Annotated in this window: 13 protein-coding genes and 1 pseudogene; 5 read left to right on the top strand and 9 right to left on the bottom strand. The window is 46.0% G+C overall.

Annotation, left to right across the window (positions count from 1 at the left end):
- The first annotated feature begins 44 nt into the window (after nucleotides 1-44).
- Together IPP67_02590 and IPP67_02585 are read left to right on the top strand one after the other, a co-directional pair.
- The gene (locus tag IPP67_02590) at nucleotides 45-608 is read left to right on the top strand and encodes an ActR/PrrA/RegA family redox response regulator transcription factor (GenBank protein ID MBL0338085.1); all 564 of its coding nucleotides are present in this window, start codon (nucleotides 45-47) and stop codon (nucleotides 606-608) included.
- Nucleotides 592-1,923 (top strand): RsmB/NOP family class I SAM-dependent RNA methyltransferase, encoded by a 1,332-nt coding sequence (locus tag IPP67_02585; protein ID MBL0338084.1) that lies wholly within the window; start codon nucleotides 592-594, stop codon nucleotides 1,921-1,923. The genes IPP67_02590 and IPP67_02585 overlap by 17 nt, the downstream gene beginning before the upstream one ends.
- Nucleotides 1,924-1,968: 45 nt before the next feature.
- Here the strand turns inward: IPP67_02585 and rmuC are convergent, their stop codons facing one another.
- Both rmuC and IPP67_02575 read right to left on the bottom strand, forming a co-directional pair.
- Nucleotides 1,969-3,375, bottom strand: coding sequence for a DNA recombination protein RmuC (rmuC, locus tag IPP67_02580; GenBank protein ID MBL0338083.1), 1,407 nt, complete (start codon nucleotides 3,373-3,375; stop codon nucleotides 1,969-1,971).
- A 7-nt stretch (nucleotides 3,376-3,382) separates the two neighbouring features.
- A complete protein-coding gene (locus tag IPP67_02575; GenBank protein ID MBL0338082.1) occupies nucleotides 3,383-5,338 on the bottom strand; it encodes an acetoacetate--CoA ligase in 1,956 nt (651 codons plus the stop codon).
- An 84-nt stretch (nucleotides 5,339-5,422) separates the two neighbouring features.
- Between IPP67_02575 and IPP67_02570 the strand changes: the two genes are divergently transcribed.
- Nucleotides 5,423-6,352 (top strand): DMT family transporter, encoded by a 930-nt coding sequence (locus tag IPP67_02570; GenBank protein ID MBL0338081.1) that lies wholly within the window; start codon nucleotides 5,423-5,425, stop codon nucleotides 6,350-6,352.
- Nucleotides 6,353-6,373: 21 nt separating this feature from the next.
- Here IPP67_02570 and IPP67_02565 read toward each other — a convergent pair whose 3' ends face one another.
- Nucleotides 6,374-6,676, bottom strand: coding sequence for a 4a-hydroxytetrahydrobiopterin dehydratase (locus IPP67_02565; protein MBL0338080.1), 303 nt, complete (start codon nucleotides 6,674-6,676; stop codon nucleotides 6,374-6,376).
- A gap of 12 nt (nucleotides 6,677-6,688) precedes the next feature.
- Nucleotides 6,689-7,722, bottom strand: a pseudogene (gene cobT / locus IPP67_02560) (nicotinate-nucleotide--dimethylbenzimidazole phosphoribosyltransferase).
- Nucleotides 7,723-7,818: 96 nt separating this feature from the next.
- Between cobT and IPP67_02555 the strand changes: the two are divergent.
- Complete coding sequence (locus IPP67_02555) at nucleotides 7,819-8,586, top strand: adenosylcobinamide-GDP ribazoletransferase (protein MBL0338079.1); 768 nt, start codon at nucleotides 7,819-7,821, stop codon at nucleotides 8,584-8,586.
- 56 nt (nucleotides 8,587-8,642) lie between these two features.
- Nucleotides 8,643-9,338: a lipid-binding SYLF domain-containing protein gene (locus IPP67_02550; protein MBL0338078.1), complete on the top strand. Its 696-nt coding sequence runs from the start codon at nucleotides 8,643-8,645 to the stop codon at nucleotides 9,336-9,338.
- A 24-nt stretch (nucleotides 9,339-9,362) separates the two neighbouring features.
- On the opposite strand, the gene IPP67_02545 is transcribed toward IPP67_02550, so the two are convergent.
- Genes IPP67_02545 through IPP67_02525 form a run of 5 tightly spaced genes read right to left on the bottom strand, consistent with a single transcriptional unit; the run spans nucleotide 9,363 to nucleotide 16,002 of the window.
- Nucleotides 9,363-10,697: an insulinase family protein gene (locus IPP67_02545; GenBank protein MBL0338077.1), complete on the bottom strand. Its 1,335-nt coding sequence runs from the start codon at nucleotides 10,695-10,697 to the stop codon at nucleotides 9,363-9,365.
- Nucleotides 10,698-10,709: 12 nt separating this feature from the next.
- Nucleotides 10,710-12,032, bottom strand: a complete 1,323-nt coding sequence (locus IPP67_02540; GenBank protein ID MBL0338076.1) for an insulinase family protein — start codon at nucleotides 12,030-12,032, stop codon at nucleotides 10,710-10,712.
- Between the two features lie 46 nt (nucleotides 12,033-12,078).
- Nucleotides 12,079-12,657, bottom strand: a complete 579-nt coding sequence (locus tag IPP67_02535; GenBank protein MBL0338075.1) for a DUF3035 domain-containing protein — start codon at nucleotides 12,655-12,657, stop codon at nucleotides 12,079-12,081.
- A 38-nt stretch (nucleotides 12,658-12,695) separates the two neighbouring features.
- Nucleotides 12,696-13,175 carry a signal peptidase II gene (gene lspA / locus IPP67_02530; GenBank protein ID MBL0338074.1) on the bottom strand — a complete coding sequence of 160 codons (480 nt, stop codon included), beginning with the start codon at nucleotides 13,173-13,175 and terminating at the stop codon, nucleotides 12,696-12,698.
- Nucleotides 13,153-16,002, bottom strand: a complete 2,850-nt coding sequence (locus tag IPP67_02525; GenBank protein MBL0338073.1) for an isoleucine--tRNA ligase — start codon at nucleotides 16,000-16,002, stop codon at nucleotides 13,153-13,155. The genes lspA and IPP67_02525 overlap by 23 nt, the downstream gene beginning before the upstream one ends.

Raw genomic sequence — 16,002 nt, 5'->3', positions numbered from 1 at the left:
ATGAAAATGATGATGAATGAAGTACGAAGGATAGGATCATGGTAATGCAGGAACAAAATCAGGACGAAACAACTGTTGAATTGCTAAAAAAATTATTGATTGTCGACGATGATGAGGTTTTTCGGCAGCGCTTGGCCCAGGCTATGCAAAAGCGCGGTTATACAACCTACGTTGCCGAAAATGCCCAGCAAGCTTTAAGCTTGGCTCGCAATCATCTGCCTGATTATGCGATTATCGATTTGCGCCTGTTGGATAGTAATGGGTTAGAAATTGTTCCTGAATTACGCGAACTCAAAAAAAATATGCGGATTATTATGTTAACCGGATATGGGAATATTGTGACTGCTGTGGCAGCGGTTAAAGCAGGGGCGGTCGATTATCTGGCAAAACCTGCCGATGCCGATGCCATTGATGTAGCTTTGCAGCAACGAGGGTCAATGTTGCCGCCAGCGCCTGAATTATTAATGAGCGCTGACCGGGTACGTTGGGAATACATCCAGCGCGTTTTTGAACAATGTGGGCGGAATGTCTCGGAAACAGCACGGAGTTTACGTATGCATCGTCGTACTTTACAAAGAATTTTGGCCAAATATGCCCCAAAGAACTGATCTGTCTTCCATCCACCGGTTGCCTGATTCCATCAAAACTCGCTATATTGCAGCCAACACGATCCAAATATTATGGGATTCTTCCGACAAAATTGAAGAAGCACTCCATCATAGTGGCTGGACGCTGTTGGCAGAAAAACGGGATCAGGCTTTTTGTCGCTTGATGGTGTTAACGGCCTTGCGCCATTGGGGCCAAATCCGGCACATATTGCAAAATTATATTAAAAAACCTGTTCCCCAGAAAGATTGGCTGGTTTTGAATATGTTGTCGGTTTCGCTGACACAGCTTCTTTTTCTAGAAACACCGCCCCATGCCGTGATCAACACCGCCGTTGAAACCATTAAAAATTTTTATCAGTTAAAAAAATATCAAGGATTTGTGAATGCCATCTTACGCCAATTTGTGCGCGATCAGGAACAGCAACCAATTATCCCGGATATACAGCATAATTATGCCCCGTGGTTGTGGCAATCCTGGGTTAAAACTTATGGGCTACCGCAAACCCAGCAAATTGCTGAAGCCCATGTTCAAGAGCCTGGGTTGCATATTGCCGTCAAAGGCAGGCCCGCATATTGGGCTGATCAACTGAAGGCAGAAATTTTGCCGATGGGTGGTTTATTCGTAAAATCCCATGAGGGGCGGATTGAACAATTGCCTGGGTATGAACAGGGTGAATGGTGGGTCCAAAATGCCGCCGCCGCTTTGCCCGCCAAATTTTTGCAGGTTAAACCTGGTGATACGGTATTGGATATCTGTGCAGCCCCGGGCGGCAAAACCGCCCAATTATCTAGCGCGGGGGCAAAAGTTATTGCTTTGGAAATGAATGCCGAACGATTGAAAATGCTTGAAGAAAATTTAGAGCGATTGCATTTGCAGGCGGATTTGGTTGAAGCAGATGCCAATAACTGGCGTCCGGCCCAACCCATGCCGTTTATCTTGTTGGATGCGCCTTGTTCTTCAACTGGCACCATTCGCCGGCACCCAGAAATTGCTTGGCGGTGCAAACGGGAAGAACTTAGCCATTTGATCAAACAACAACGCGACCTTTTGCAATCATCTTACCAAATGTTGGCCAAAGGCGGCCAATTGGTTTATGCCACTTGTTCGTTGCTGCGGGAGGAAGGGGAGGGCCAGTTGGATTGGCTATTAAAAAAATATCCTGATTTGAACATTGTCCCCATCCTACCTGCAGAGGTGGGTGGGCTTAGCGAGTTAATTACTGATCGGGGGGAATTACGCACGTTACCTTATCATTTATTGGATAGGGGAGGCTTGGATGGCTTTTATGCCGTGCGGCTGCAACGCCGGGCTTAAGCGAAGTTAATGAAGCATAGGCGGTACAATAGCTTTTCTTGACACTTATTCATCGTCATGGGGTTCAACCACTTGCTTCCATAAATGCGGCTGGGGGAGATTAAGTTGTTGGTTTTTGGCCTCGGGGTAAATTGCCTTCTGATTATGGGGCTGGAATTGGGTTACTTTGGATAACAGTGGAAAAATATTTTTTTCAAAATCCGAAACAATTTTATTGTAATGTCCCAGCGATTTACTCAGCGCCTTGCCTAAATCAACCCATTGTGCAGCTGTTTTCTGCCATTCCTTATGAAGATTATCGGTTAAACCGCTGATTTCATTCATGGCGTTTTGGCTGTTATGTTGACGCCACCCCCATTCAATCACCCGCAACAGGGCAATTAAAGTGGTGGGGGTCGCGATAATAATTTTTTTCTGGAAGGCTTCTTCAAAAAGGTCGGGATTAGCCTCTAACGCTGCGTTATAAAAATGGTCGCCCGGAATAAAAAGGATAACCAAATCCAGCCCTTTTGTGCCGCTTGCATAATCTTTCCGGTGTAAACGTTGCAGGCAATCGGTGATATTGCTGGCATGAAGCTTTAAATATTGGGTTTGCTGCTGTTCATCGCTGGCTTCGGTTGCTTGTAAATACGCTTCCAAGACCACCTTGGAATCGATAACCAATGTGCGGTCGCCTGGCAAGCGGATGGTGACATCCGGCCTTTTCATCACGTCATCCGGCTTGTCTTTCGGCAGGGTGCTTTGTTCGATGAAATCGCAATAAGCGTTCATACCCGCCATTTCCAAGATATTACGCAAAGCGGTTTCCCCCCACCTGCCGCGGGCACGGGGCGACTGGCGCAAGGCGCTTGATAATTTGTTGGTTTCCAAACGCGCCAATTCATTAATTCTTTCAACCTGCTGAAGCTGGGTTTTGATATCACTATAACTGACATTCCAAATATTTTGCAGTTCCGCCAGTTTTTCTTGGTATTTGCTTAGATCTTGGCTGATGGGACCTGTTTGATGTAAAAAGGTTTGATATTGCTTGCCCAATTCTGCCCGTTGTTCCACTTGGCTGGTTTGCAGGGTTTGTTGGGCCATATGGACAAAAGTTTGATGGGCTTGTTGCAAGGCCTGCTGGGCAATGGCTGAAAATTCCTGGCGCTTCACTTGTTCATCGGCTTGGATATATTTAAGCCTTTCCTGCGCCATCACTAATTCACGGGCCAGTTGCTGCCTATCTTGCTGCAGCAATTGGTGATCGGCCTTCAATTCTTGCCAGTATTTTTCCTTGGTTTCCAGGCTAATTCGCAAATATTCCTGTTGGCCAATTTTCTCCTGTAAATTCTGAATATTTTCTAAATTTTGCTGATTCCTTCTTTTCCCCCAAACCCAAGATAATAAAAAACCGATGAAACCGCCGCCCAGCGCACATAAAACGAAAGAAAGATTCTCGGTTAAAAAAGCCATGCTGCCCCTAAGTCCGTAATTCCGTTAAATTACGGAATAATTCTAAAGCGTCTGGATTGGCAAGCGCTTCCTTATTATTGATAGGACGTCCGGCCACCATATCGCGGACAGCCAATTCAACGATCTTACCGCTGCGGGTGCGCGGGATATCACTGATTTGGATAATTTTTGCAGGCACATGGCGGGGGGAGGCATTTTGGCGGATTTTAAGGCGTATTTTTTGCTGAATGGCCTCTGTCAGGGCAAAAGGTGGTTTCAGCTTGACGAATAAAACAATCCGCACGTCATTTTGCCAATCCTGGCCGATGGCAATGCTTTCCTGCACTTCCTCGCATTGCTCCACCTGCCTGTAAATTTCCGCGGTGCCGATTCGCACTCCCCCTGGTTTTAAAACGGCATCTGACCTGCCATAAATGATAAAGCCGCCGGAACTTGTTTGTTCTGCGTAATCGCCGTGGCACCAGATGTTAGGAAAACGTTCAAAATAGGCTTGATGGTATTTTATCCCATCAGGATCGTTCCAAAAACCGATGGGCATCGAGGGGAAGGGAATAGTGCAGACCAATTCCCCTTTTTCTTGCTGAATTTTTTTGCCCCCATCGTTCCAAATTTCCACGTTCATGCCCAAGCCTGCTGTTTGGATTTCCCCCGACCAGACAGGGGCCGCCGGATTGCCCAGCACAAAACAAGACACAATATCTGTGCCACCGGAAACGGAGGCCAAGCATACATCTTTTTTTACATGCTGATAAACATATTGAAAGCCTTCAGGTGATAAGGGGGATCCCGTGGACAATACCATCCGCAAAGCGGGTAAAGAGTAGGATTTTGACGGTGTTACACCGGCTTTGATACATGAATCAATATATTTGGCAGAAGTGCCAAAGTGGGTGCAGTGATGCTGTGAGGCGAAGTCGAACAAAATTTCTGACTTCGGATGAAATGGCGAACCGTCATACAATAATAGGCTGGCTTCAGTTGCCAACCCGCTTACCAGCCAATTCCACATCATCCAGCCACAGGTGGTATAATAAAAAAGCCGATCATTTTTTTTCAAATCACTATGAAGCTGGTGTTCTTTTAAATGTTGCAAAAGGGTGCCGCCAGCACCATGTACAATACATTTTGGTTTACCGGTGGTACCTGAGGAAAAAAGGATGTAAAGCGGGTGGTTAAAGGGAAATTTTTCAAAAGTTAAGGTTGAGCCGAAATATTTTTTTTCCAAATCGGTAAACAAAGCGGCGTTAGGCATGTGGGAGAGATTGGTATAAGAATAAGTGTTGGAGAAAACCACCACCTTTTTTACCGTCGGCAATTGGGGCAGGAATTCCTGTACTTTGGCAAGTGAATCAAAGGTTTTGCCATTATACAAATAACCGTCCGCACATAATAAAACTTTGGGTTCAATTTGGCTAAAGCGGTCGACAATCCCGCCTACCCCGAAATCGGGTGAGCAAGAAGACCAGACAGCCCCAATACTGGCGGTAGCCAAAACACCGATGATCGCTTCGGGGATGTTCGGAACGAAAGCGGCCACCCGGTCCCCGGCTTGCACACCGTAATCTTTTAAAACATTGGCTAAACAAACAACCTTTTCATACAGTTTTTTATAGGTCAGGCGCGTCTTAATCTGATCTTCCGACCAATAAATAATGGCAGTCTCCTGGTCTTGGCGACGCAATAGGTTTTCTGCAAAATTCAAACGGGCTTCTGGAAAAAAACGGGTTCCCGGCATTTTGTAGGGGCCGGGTGTTAGGACAATTTTTCCCATGTCGCCGGTTACCTTGCAAAATTTCCAAACGGATGACCAAAACAAATCAGGCTTTTTGATGGACCATTCGTACAAAGATTTGTACCCACTAAGGTTTTCATGACAATCTTTGTTGACCATGTGGCGAAAGAATTCCATATTGGTAGTAGCGATCTGTCCAGGGGTGGGTTGCCAGAGTGGGGTTAATTGCATATCGTTTCCCATTTGGTTGTCGTAATTGTTTGATATGTTGCAATAATAATTTTTCCTATTTTGATCACTTTCCTAAGTTGTGCAATGGCTAAAATAACATCTTCATTCCAGTCGGCTTCCATTTCCTTGCAAACAGCGTGCTGGACGGTTATGTCTGCCGTGCTTTTTTCTGGTTTAGGCGCGATTGTCAGGCATTTGTCCGAACATCTGCACACCTTCCAAATATCCTTTTTTCGGTGTGCGGCGGGGTTGTTATTTATGATGCCATGGTTGCTTAGGCACGGCCTGGGCGTTCTCAAAACCCGCCGTTTAGGGCTGTACTCTTTAAGGTGTTTTTTGGGACTTTTATCCATGCAAATGGGTTTTTTTGCCCTGACTTTGATATCTTTTGCAGATGCTGTAGCGCTTAGTTTTACCACACCTCTGTTTGCAACCGCGATGGCCGCCCTGTTTTTAGGGGAGATTGTGCGTATTAGGCGTTGGACCGCAACCCTGGTTGGTTTTATAGGCGTTTTAATCATTATTCGTCCGGGTGCCGGGGAATTCAATATTGGCGTTTTTTTAGCAATTGCGGCTGCCTCCATTTCAGCGGTGACAACCTTGATTGTCAAAAAACTAACCAAAACCGAATCACCCACCGCTATCGTCACGTTCATGGTGCTGATTATGACTCCGATGTCATTGCCGATGGCACTTTGGGTGTGGCAGCAACCGACAGCTATCGAATGGTTGTGGATTTTAGGGATGGGGGCCTGTGGATCGGCTGGCCATATTTGCTTGGTTAGGGCCTTTTCTCTGGCGGATGCTTCGGTGGTGATGACCTATGATTACACCCGCATGATTTTTGCAACTTTTATCGGGTGGATAGCTTTTACGGAAATCCCCGATTTATGGACATGGGTAGGGGCGGGGGTGATTGTGGCATCCACTATTTATATTGCCCACCGTGAAGCCTTGCGCAATCAATCGATTGCGGCACCGGCTGCGGCAAAATCGGGCGACGTGGCGGCATAAAATATTTTTAGCTGTTTTACGCTATTTGCAACTTAAGGCAATTTGTTCAATCATTCCAGCCAAACGGATATCACGATCCGAAAGATCAAGGCAATCATGGGTTGTTAGTCGAATATCCACTTTATTATAAACATTGGCCCATTCAGGATGGTGGTCTAGTTTCTCCGCTAATAAAGCGACCCTAGCCATAAAACCCCAGGCTTGGTTAAAATCTTTAAAGGAAAAAGATTTATGGATGGCTTTCCCGGATGCTTCTAAACTCCAGCCTTTTAGTTTTGATAAGGCAGTCGTCTTTTCCAGAAGTGATAGCGGGTGAATGGTCATGATCAGCACCTCTTAAGAGATAATTTTGGTTGAAACCTCTGCTTCAGCAAAGGTTGCCATGCCATTATGGCAAGCCAGTGCTGCTTTGATAAGCGGAATCATTAAAGCTGCCCCGGTTCCTTCGCCTAAGCGCAATTGTAAATCCAATACAGCTGACTTACCAATTTTGCTTAACAACAATTTGTGACCAGGTTCGGTTGATAGATGGGATACGATACAATGATCCAAGCTGTGGTGGTTATAATGATATAAAACGCTGGCCGCTGCCGTACAAGCAAAACCATCAAGTACAACCGGAACCCTAGCCATCCGTGCGGCAATAATCGCACCAGCGATAGCGGCCAATTCATGCCCGCCCACACACCGCATCCAATCAAAACTGTCTTTAATACCTGGTTGATGAAGGGTAACTGCCTGTTTCACCAGCCCAACTTTTTGTGTCCAAATGGTTTGGTTAATACCGGTGCCATAACCAACCCAATCCTCGGCTTTCCCCCCAAATAGCCCTAAACACAGGGCAGCAGCGCTGCTGGTGTTTCCGATCCCCATTTCACCCAAACATAATAGGTCAATTCCGGGTTCAACCGCCATCATGCCGTAAGCGAATGATTTGGCGCAACTTTCCTCAGACATCGCAGGCATTTGGCTGAAATCTGCTGTACCTTCATCCAGCGACATTTCATAAACCCGCAAATCAGAATCAAATAAGGCCGATAATTGATTGATAGCGCCCCCCCCTGAATAAAATTTTTCAACATTTGTTGGGTAACGCTTGAGGGATAGGCAGAAACGTGATGACGATTAATCCCATGGTTGCCTACAAAAACGGCGATACGTGGATGTTCGAGTGCGGGCGGGTATTTCCCCTGCCATTTGACAAACCACTCCGTTAGTTTTTCCAATCGACCTAAAGAACCCGCTGGCTTCGTTAATAAAACCTCCCGTTGCAGGGCAAATGTCACCGGCTCCAATGCGGGGATTGGAAAATGATCAATGATTTTTCTAATTTCTGTAAGATTGATTGATTTCTGAGGGGAGGAGGCCATTGCTTGGTTCTTTGTAATGATTTATCTGTTAATAACATACCTAGTGTCATCAATGCTAGAATAAGGCATTGCTCAGGAAAGAGATAGAGTTAGTGCATGAAAAACTTACTAATCGATTGGTGTCAAGCTTTTCGTTTTTTAACGCGCCTACCCATGGGTTCCCGGGAATGGGTTAGGCGCCTATCGGCAAGCCGCCGAATATCCAATTGTGCGTGGATGTTCCCAGTTGTGGGCTTGGGCATTGCCGGATTTGCTTATGGAATTTATCAATGCTTTATCCTTTTTTTGCCCGCACCGATTGCCGTTATCCTGATGATCACGGCAATGATTGCCGTGACGGGGGCTTTCCATGAAGATGGGCTGGCGGATTGCGCGGATGGTTTGGGGGGCAAAACGGTTGCCGAACGTTTGGTCATTATGAAAGATCACCGGATTGGCACATATGGGGGAATTGCCTTGATCCTTTCCTTAATTTTGCGGATCCAATTATTGCTGACAATCCCTGCACATCTTTTATTTGCTGTATTAGTAGCGGAACAAATGTTTTCAAGGACATGGATGGTGGCCGCCTTGCGCTTAGGGTGGTGGGCCAAACCCACCGGTTTAGCCGTTTCATTTGGCCAGCCCAAATTATGGGTTGTGCTGGTGGCTTTCGCGATCAGTGTTGCCAGCCTATTTATTGTTTGGGAATGGCAAATAGCAGCGATCATAATCACTGGGTGCGGGGTGTTTTTTTGTCTATTTATTGGGGCGGCCAAACGGGTCTTTGGGGGCATAACCGGGGATGTGGTAGGTGCCTTACAACAATTGCTGCAATTGGTTATTTTGTTTTTAATTATGATCGGGCAGCGATTTGTGAATTAGTGGTAGATATGGTAAACATATCAAGCGAAGAAATTTTTTAAAAGAAGGACAATATAATGACACAAAAAATCTCATACGCACTTTCCAAATTAGCCTTGGTTATCGGGGCATTGATGATGTTGCTGCAAACACCCGCTCAAGCCTTATCAACCCAGCAAGAAATTATTGAAAAAGCCCGCTTGACGTTCCTCAAATTGGTGACAGGCCAGGATTTTAAAAGTTTACCGGATTATGTGAAAAAGGCAAAAGCCATTTTGATTTTCCCCAGTTTAATCAAGGGCGGATTTATTATTGGGGCGGAGGGTGGTACCGGGGTGCTTTTGGTGCGCGATGACGTTAAGGGATGGAGTGATCCGGCTTTTTATACCTTGGCTTCAGGAAGCGTTGGCTTGCAGATCGGCGGACAAGTTTCTGAAGTGGTCTTTACCATCATGACCCCTAAAGGGTTAGAGGCGATTATCCGCAATCAATTTAAATTTGGCGGAAGTGTTAGCGTGGCTGCAGGGCCCGTCGGTATTGGGGTCGGCACATCCAGCAGCACCAATTTGAAAGCGGATGTTTATTCATTTGCTTCATCGGTTGGGTTATTTGGCGGCATTTCTTTTGATGGGGCAGGGGTCTTGGCCCGCGAAAGCTTAAACACGGGATATTATGGCAAAGGGGCCACCCCCGAAGCCATTTTGGTTGAACGGCGTTTTTCTAACCCGGAAGCCAAACCTTTAAAAGATACCCTCACTAAATACAGTCGTTAAAACAGGATGAGATAGTTAGAGGTTTTACTTCGATTGGGGGGCGGTTGGGCCAACAACGGTAAATAACAGCCGATCTGGCTGGAATAAACGGTTGGCTACCCGCTTCGCATCTTTAAGCGTCACTCCTTCAATGAGTTTTTGGCGTCCACCCATAATATATTCTTTGCTAAAACCGTTCATCTGTAGGCTTAAAAGGCTGGCGGCGGTTGACCAAGTGCTTTCAAAACGTAGGGGGAATGAGCCGATCATATGAACTTTCGCTAATTCCAATTCTTCGGCAGTCGGGCCATTGCTAGCCATTTCTTGCCATTCACCGCGGACTAAAGCAATAACCTCATCGGTATGTTCAGCAGCCGTTGCCAAGGCACCGCTTAAAACACTGGCGTAATCTAGGGGAAAGAAACTGGTGGATACGCCATAGGTAAAGCCACGTTCAACGCGTATTTTACGCATCAGGCGACTTGAAAATAATCCGCCCCCGCCCATTATTTCACTTAATAAATAGCCAGCGATATAATCCGGGTCTTTCCGATCGAATCCAGTTTGGCCGAAAACAATCGTTGTTTGGCTGATATCTAAAGGAAAATGAAATACCCCCGCCTTACCAGGGGTGGATGGTTGATGGGGGGAAGCCGGTTTCTTGGATGGCAAAGAACCAAATGTTTGATCAAGAAGTGCTGCCAGTTCAGCTGCGGTAATATCACCAACCACGACAATTTTTATATTTTCTAAGGTGAAGTTGCTCGCTACAAATTTTTTCATATCCGCTGCCGTCAATCCTAATATGCTTTGGTTGTTGCCATAGCTTGGATTGCCGTAGGGATGATCAGGGAAAAACAATTGATTCCAATTCTCTGCAGCGATATTACCTGGATCTTCCTGTTGACGACGGAAATAAGCCTGGTATTGACGTTGGTTGCGCTCAATATCCGTTTGGTCAAAACGCGGCAACAATAAAATTTTGTTTAAAACATCGAAAGTGTCCCCGCGGAATTTACTTAGGCCCCGTATCTGGATAACAACATGATCACGACCGGCCGAGCTGGATGATTCGATTGCCAAATTGTCCAATTTTTCCTGGAACTCAAGGTAGGGTGAGCTTCCAGCCGCCTCCGTCAGCATCGACATGGTGAAATTTGCCAGTCCCAGTTTGGAAGATGGGTCAGAATCCGTGCCACTGAAACCGACTGCCAGGGAAAAAAGGGGAACCTGGTGATCTTCAACCAGCCAAGCTTGAATGCCTTTTTTTGATGTAACCGTTTGAATATCAAATGCTTGTAAAGAGGCGAACGGGAATATAAAAAAGGCAACAAAACCAAATAAAATTTGAAAAAATTTAAGGGGAAGCCATGAAAACATGTAATGATTACCCTATTTAAGTTGAGGAAGTAAGGTGCCAGTCACAGAATTCTCCAGTAAAAGATATTGCTGCGCTTGTTTTTGCAATTGTTCCGGCTGCACTTGGCGAATGGAATTTGACCAGTTTTGTAAATCTTCTAACTTCCAGCCGGTTGTTAATCCCACCAGGATATATTGCCCTAGGCTACTGATATTATCGTGGGATTTTATGGCAGCATTTTCTAATTGGGCCTTTGCCTGTTCAAGCTCACTTTGGGAAACCGGTTGGTTTTTTAGTTTATTAATTTCTTCGTTAATGATTTTTTCGATCAGGCTGAATTGTTCGCTTGATGAAGCACTGGCGTAAAAATTTAAGGTTACGTAATCCCTATTGCTGGTATCAAAGGAAACGGAAATATTACTGGCAACTTTTTCCTCAATCACTAATCGCTTATAAAGGCGGCTATTACTATTGCCACCTAAGATTTGGGCGATTAATTCCATGGGCAAGGCTTCGGTAGTTCCATGGGAAGGAATTTTATAAAACCGCCACCAACGAAATTCTTGGGTATTGGCGGATGCGAATTCTACCTGGCGCGGGATGGCCAGGGCCGGTTCTTGTAAGCGTGTCCGTGCGGGGACAGCAAAGCCTGGTATGGCGCCATAATATTTTTCAACCAATTGCCGAACTTGTGGCACTTGCACATCCCCCGCAATCAGCAAAATAGCGTTGCTGGGGCTGTACCAACGATGGTAAAAATTGTCGGCATCTACGGCGGTTAGTTGGGTGACTTCATGATCCCAGCCAATGACCGGTGTCCCGTAGGGGTGATGGGTAAAAAGCACCGCCATCATCATCGTGTATAACCGGCTGGTGGGGGGATCTGTATGATTAAGGCGAATTTCTTCGCGCACCACTTGTTTTTCGGCCGTGAAACCGGGATCATGGATAATCAAATGTTGCATCCGCTCGGCTTCCAGTTTCATCAACATTTCTAAAAATTCTGAGGAAACCGTTTGATGATAAACGGTATAATCAGGGGTGGTGAAAGCGTTAGCTTCGCCACCTACCCGTTGGATTTCTTGGTCATAAAACCCCTCTGGAAAATTTTTGGTAGCTTTAAACATCAAATGTTCCAGGAAATGGGCCAAGCCGGACTTGCCCGGCTCCTCATCGGCTGAGCCAACTTGATAAAGGATCATCTGGGTAACAATGGGCGCACGGTTACTTGGCAGCACGACCACTTGTAACCCATTCGACAACTGAAAGCTTTCTACCACAAAGTCATGCCGATTTTGGGCAGTAAGCGTAAAAGAATAGATAAGGAAAAAGGGAAGTAAGATCAATTTTCTCATTCGTTTAATCATCTACCCTTTACTCCTTACCATCATGGGGGTGTTTCTAAAATAAACTATCAAAGAAGGAGCGCTTGCGAACCTTCAAGACAGGCGTTTCACCAGTTGATAAGGGTCGACCGGCGGCCAAATTCTCATCAATACGCTGTTTTTCCTTAGTTGGATCAAGCACCACGCCTGGATTGCTGCCGGGACTGGATGAAAAAAGCTTGCCTAATAAACTGCGGTTGGAGCGGTTAATAGAAGCTGTTTCTTGTTCCACAAGCCTACGGATATCTGAGGGTACATTGCCAATGCCGGTTTTAGCGATCAGGTTTGCCTCACCTGCGGATGCGGGTTGATCATTCAAGCGATTGGCAAGATTTTTGCCATTAGTTAAAGCGGTCTCTGCCTGGTTGGCAGGGGTGCCGCTATTGCGGTTAGGTGCCCCTGCCACAGGTGGAACCAGGGCAAAGTCGGGCGGCAAGGTCAAAGGCGGGTGGGTGGTGACCATAAATTCATCTGGCGCTTTTGCCCCTCCAAAGCCTAATGATTCTTTAATGCCTTCACATCCGGATAAAATCAGCATTAACACGGCTGATAATCCCATAACTGTCATTTTTTTAGAAAAAGCCAAGTTACTCATACCTAATTCCTTCCATTGCTCTTTTAACAGACGACATCTTATGCTTTTTTGCGAAAGCTGTCGAGCATTAGTAACACAACACCTATAGTAATCGCGGTATCAGCCACATTAAACGCCGGCCAAGAAAAACTGCCGACATGTACATAAAGGAAATCAACAACGGCGCGAAAACGCAGCCGGTCAATCAAATTTCCTAAGGCGCCACCAATAATTAAAGCCAACACAACTGATAAATAAGGTCGTTGATTGTGCCATAACCATATCATTAATCCGCAGGCGATCAAGAGTGTAAACCCAATAATTAAAGCCTGTTGGTAAACATTGTCAGATGCCAGTATGCCGAAACTCACGCCTTTATTCCAAACCAGTACTAAATCAAAGAAACTAGTCACCGGAATAGAAAAAGGGGCAGTGGGTGACCAGAAAGTTTCTAAAATCCAATATTTACTGACTTGGTCGATTAAGATAATGGCAACAATCCAACATAAGCTGCGTTTAAACATGGGAATGCCCTGCATGTTGAATGACATCATGACAACGCGCGCATAAGCTTGGATAGGCTTTAAAATTTCCCACTTCCGGTAAAGTTTTCCAGCAGCGGTCACATTTTTGCCCGTCTGCCAGCTCAACCACCACCGCCACTTCGGGCATATCGGCTGATTTAAACGCGTGTGCTGGGGCGAGGGTTGAGCGCACTTCTGCAGTTGAGGTAATCATCAGGTCGGCAACATCCATCAGTTGCAACAATTTTGCCAATGATTTATCCACATAAATAATCGGCTTGGCCTGCAGAGAAGAGCCGATCTTTTGTTCGGCCCGCGCCACTTCCAAGGCGCCGGTCACCACCCGGCGGACGGAGCGGATTTTTACAAATTTGTCTGCTAAATCCTGATTTTCCCAACTATCAGAAATGATGGGGAAGGTCCGCAAATGGACACTGGAAGAATTCGGATGATAAGTTTGCCAGGCTTCTTCAGTGGTAAAACATAAAATAGGGGCTAGCCAAGCTGTTAGACATTCAAATACTTCGTGCATGACTGTTTGCGTGGCACGACGGGTAGGGTTGGCAAGATCATCACAATACAGGGAATCTTTGCGAACGTCGAAATAAAAGGCAGATAAATCGATGGCACAAAAATGGCTAATTTCGCTGAATAACCGATGAAAAGAAAAATCGTTACAAGATTGCCGAACCACTTTGTCCAGCTGCCATAAACGATGTAAAACCCATTTTTCCAGGGCAGGCAATTGATCAACAGGCAATTTCTGGCCTGCTTCAAAACCATTTAAAGCACCTAGGAGATAGCGCATGGTATTACGCAGGCGGCGGTAAGCTTCGGCCTGATGTTTCAAAATTTCTGAACCGATCCGTAAATCATCGGTATAATCGGATGCCACCACCCATAACCTTAGGACGTCTGCCCCATATTGTTTAATGACATCCGCCGGGGCCATGACATTACCTAGTGATTTTGACATTTTCCGCCCCTGCTCATCCAAAACGAACCCGTGGGTCAACAAGGCTTTAAAAGGAGCTTCGCCGCGGGTGCCGCAGCTTTCAAGCAGGGAGGTGTGAAACCAGCCGCGATGTTGGTCGGATCCTTCCAAATACAAATCAGCTGGCCATTTCATATCTGTATGTTGCCGATTTTCTAACACAAAGCTGTGGGTGGAGGCACTGTCAAACCAAACATCAACCGTATCCATGACGACGTTATAATCAGCAAGCTGATATTCGGGTTTTAAAAAGCGTTCGTGATTGCCGCTAAACCAGGCATTGGCACCTTCTTTTTCAAAAGCTTGGGCGATACGGTCAATGACTTTCTGGTCGCGCAAAATCTCGCCCGTTCTTTTATGGATGAACAATGCAATCGGTGTTCCCCAGCTGCGTTGACGGGAAATGCACCAATCCGGCCGTTGTTCAATCATCGATTTCAGGCGCTGTTTGCCCTGAACCGGGATAAAATGCGTCCGATCAATGGATTTTAAAGCCTTTTCTCGCAACTGGTTTCTATCCATGCTAATGAATATTTGTGGGGTTGCGCGGTAGATCAAGGGCGATTTCGACCGCCAGCTATGGGGATAGCTATGGGTGATTTGCTTCAAAGACAATAGGTGTGTGGCTTGGCGTATAGCCTCAATCACGACTTTATCAGCGTCTCCTGTTTTGCCGTCCAGCTTTAAAATCCGGGCACCCGCAAATAAAGGAACGGTTGGGCTATAACTGCCATCCTCCATAATGAGGTTTGGGACTTCCAATTTGTATTTTTTGCCGATTTCGAAATCGTCAGACCCGTGGGAAGGGGCAATATGAACCAACCCCGTCCCTTGTTCGGTGGTGACATGGTGACCTTCAACCAGGGGAACATTAAAATCATAGCCTTTGCCGTGCAGCGGATGTTGGCACATACTGCCAGTCAACATGCTGCCCTTGATTTCTTGTAGTATCTGGTGCTGGATAATGCCGGTTGCCTCACAGAACCCTTGAACCAGATCAGCTGCTACCAAATAAATATCGGCTGTTTGTATAGCAACATTATCTTTCGTTTGCCCAACCTTTAAGGCCACATAAGATAAATCCGCCCCAAAAGCAATGGCGCGGTTGGCTGGTAAAGTCCAGGGCGTGGTTGTCCAAATGACGGCATAACAATTCTTGCCCTTTAGAGAGGGCAGAGATGTTTTAACAACCGGGAACCGCACATAAATAGCTGAGGAGTTTTTATCATGATACTCGACCTCCGCTTCGGCTAAAGCCGTTTTCTCAATCACCGACCATAAAACGGGAATAAAACCAAGGTATAATCCACCATTCATCACGAATTTGCCGATTTCCCGCAAAATCTGGGCCTCGGCCTGGGGTGACATGGTCATATAGGGATGATCCCAATCCGCATTCACGCCTAATCTTTTAAATTCCTGTCGCTGGGTATCCAACCATTGCTTCGCAAATTGTTCGCACTCACGGCGGAATTCTGCCACTGGCACTTTATCTTTGTCACGGCCTGCTTTACGGTATTGCTGCTCAATTTGCCATTCAATCGGTAATCCATGACAATCCCAACCAGGGACGTAATTCACATCTTTGCCCAGCATAAACTGGCTACGGTTTACCATATCCTTTAAAATTTTATTAAGGGCTGTACCGATGTGGATATGACCATTTGCATAGGGTGGGCCATCATGCAGTAAGAATTTTTCCTTGCCTTTATGAGCCTTGCGTAATTGGTTAAAAAGATCGGTCTTTTGCCATATTTCGAGTATCTGGGCTTCCCGTTCAGATAAATTCGCCCGCAAGGCAAAATCAGTTTTTGGCAGGAAAACTGTTGATTTAAAATCCAAGGCTAT

The sequence above is a fragment of the Rhodospirillaceae bacterium genome, from assembly GCA_016722635.1.
In the GTDB taxonomy this organism is placed as follows: Bacteria; Pseudomonadota; Alphaproteobacteria; order JAEUKQ01; family JAEUKQ01; genus JAEUKQ01.
Note: the sequence above shows the minus strand (reverse complement) of the source record. Positions and strands in the feature narration are given on the sequence as shown.

Excerpts from the sequence above, each read along its gene's own strand:
- IPP67_02590 (MBL0338085.1), top strand. The coding sequence starts at position 45 with ATGCAGGAACAAAATCAGGACGAAACAACTGTTGAATTGCTAAAAAAA.
- IPP67_02585 (MBL0338084.1), top strand. The coding sequence starts at position 592 with ATGCCCCAAAGAACTGATCTGTCTTCCATCCACCGGTTGCCTGATTCC.
- rmuC (MBL0338083.1), bottom strand. The coding sequence starts at position 3,375 with ATGGCTTTTTTAACCGAGAATCTTTCTTTCGTTTTATGTGCGCTGGGC.
- IPP67_02575 (MBL0338082.1), bottom strand. The coding sequence starts at position 5,338 with ATGCAATTAACCCCACTCTGGCAACCCACCCCTGGACAGATCGCTACT.
- IPP67_02570 (MBL0338081.1), top strand. The coding sequence starts at position 5,423 with ATGGCTAAAATAACATCTTCATTCCAGTCGGCTTCCATTTCCTTGCAA.
- IPP67_02565 (MBL0338080.1), bottom strand. The coding sequence starts at position 6,676 with ATGACCATTCACCCGCTATCACTTCTGGAAAAGACGACTGCCTTATCA.
- IPP67_02555 (MBL0338079.1), top strand. The coding sequence starts at position 7,819 with ATGAAAAACTTACTAATCGATTGGTGTCAAGCTTTTCGTTTTTTAACG.
- IPP67_02550 (MBL0338078.1), top strand. The coding sequence starts at position 8,643 with ATGACACAAAAAATCTCATACGCACTTTCCAAATTAGCCTTGGTTATC.
- IPP67_02545 (MBL0338077.1), bottom strand. The coding sequence starts at position 10,697 with ATGTTTTCATGGCTTCCCCTTAAATTTTTTCAAATTTTATTTGGTTTT.
- IPP67_02540 (MBL0338076.1), bottom strand. The coding sequence starts at position 12,032 with ATGAGAAAATTGATCTTACTTCCCTTTTTCCTTATCTATTCTTTTACG.
- IPP67_02535 (MBL0338075.1), bottom strand. The coding sequence starts at position 12,657 with ATGAGTAACTTGGCTTTTTCTAAAAAAATGACAGTTATGGGATTATCA.
- lspA (MBL0338074.1), bottom strand. The coding sequence starts at position 13,175 with ATGCAGGGCATTCCCATGTTTAAACGCAGCTTATGTTGGATTGTTGCC.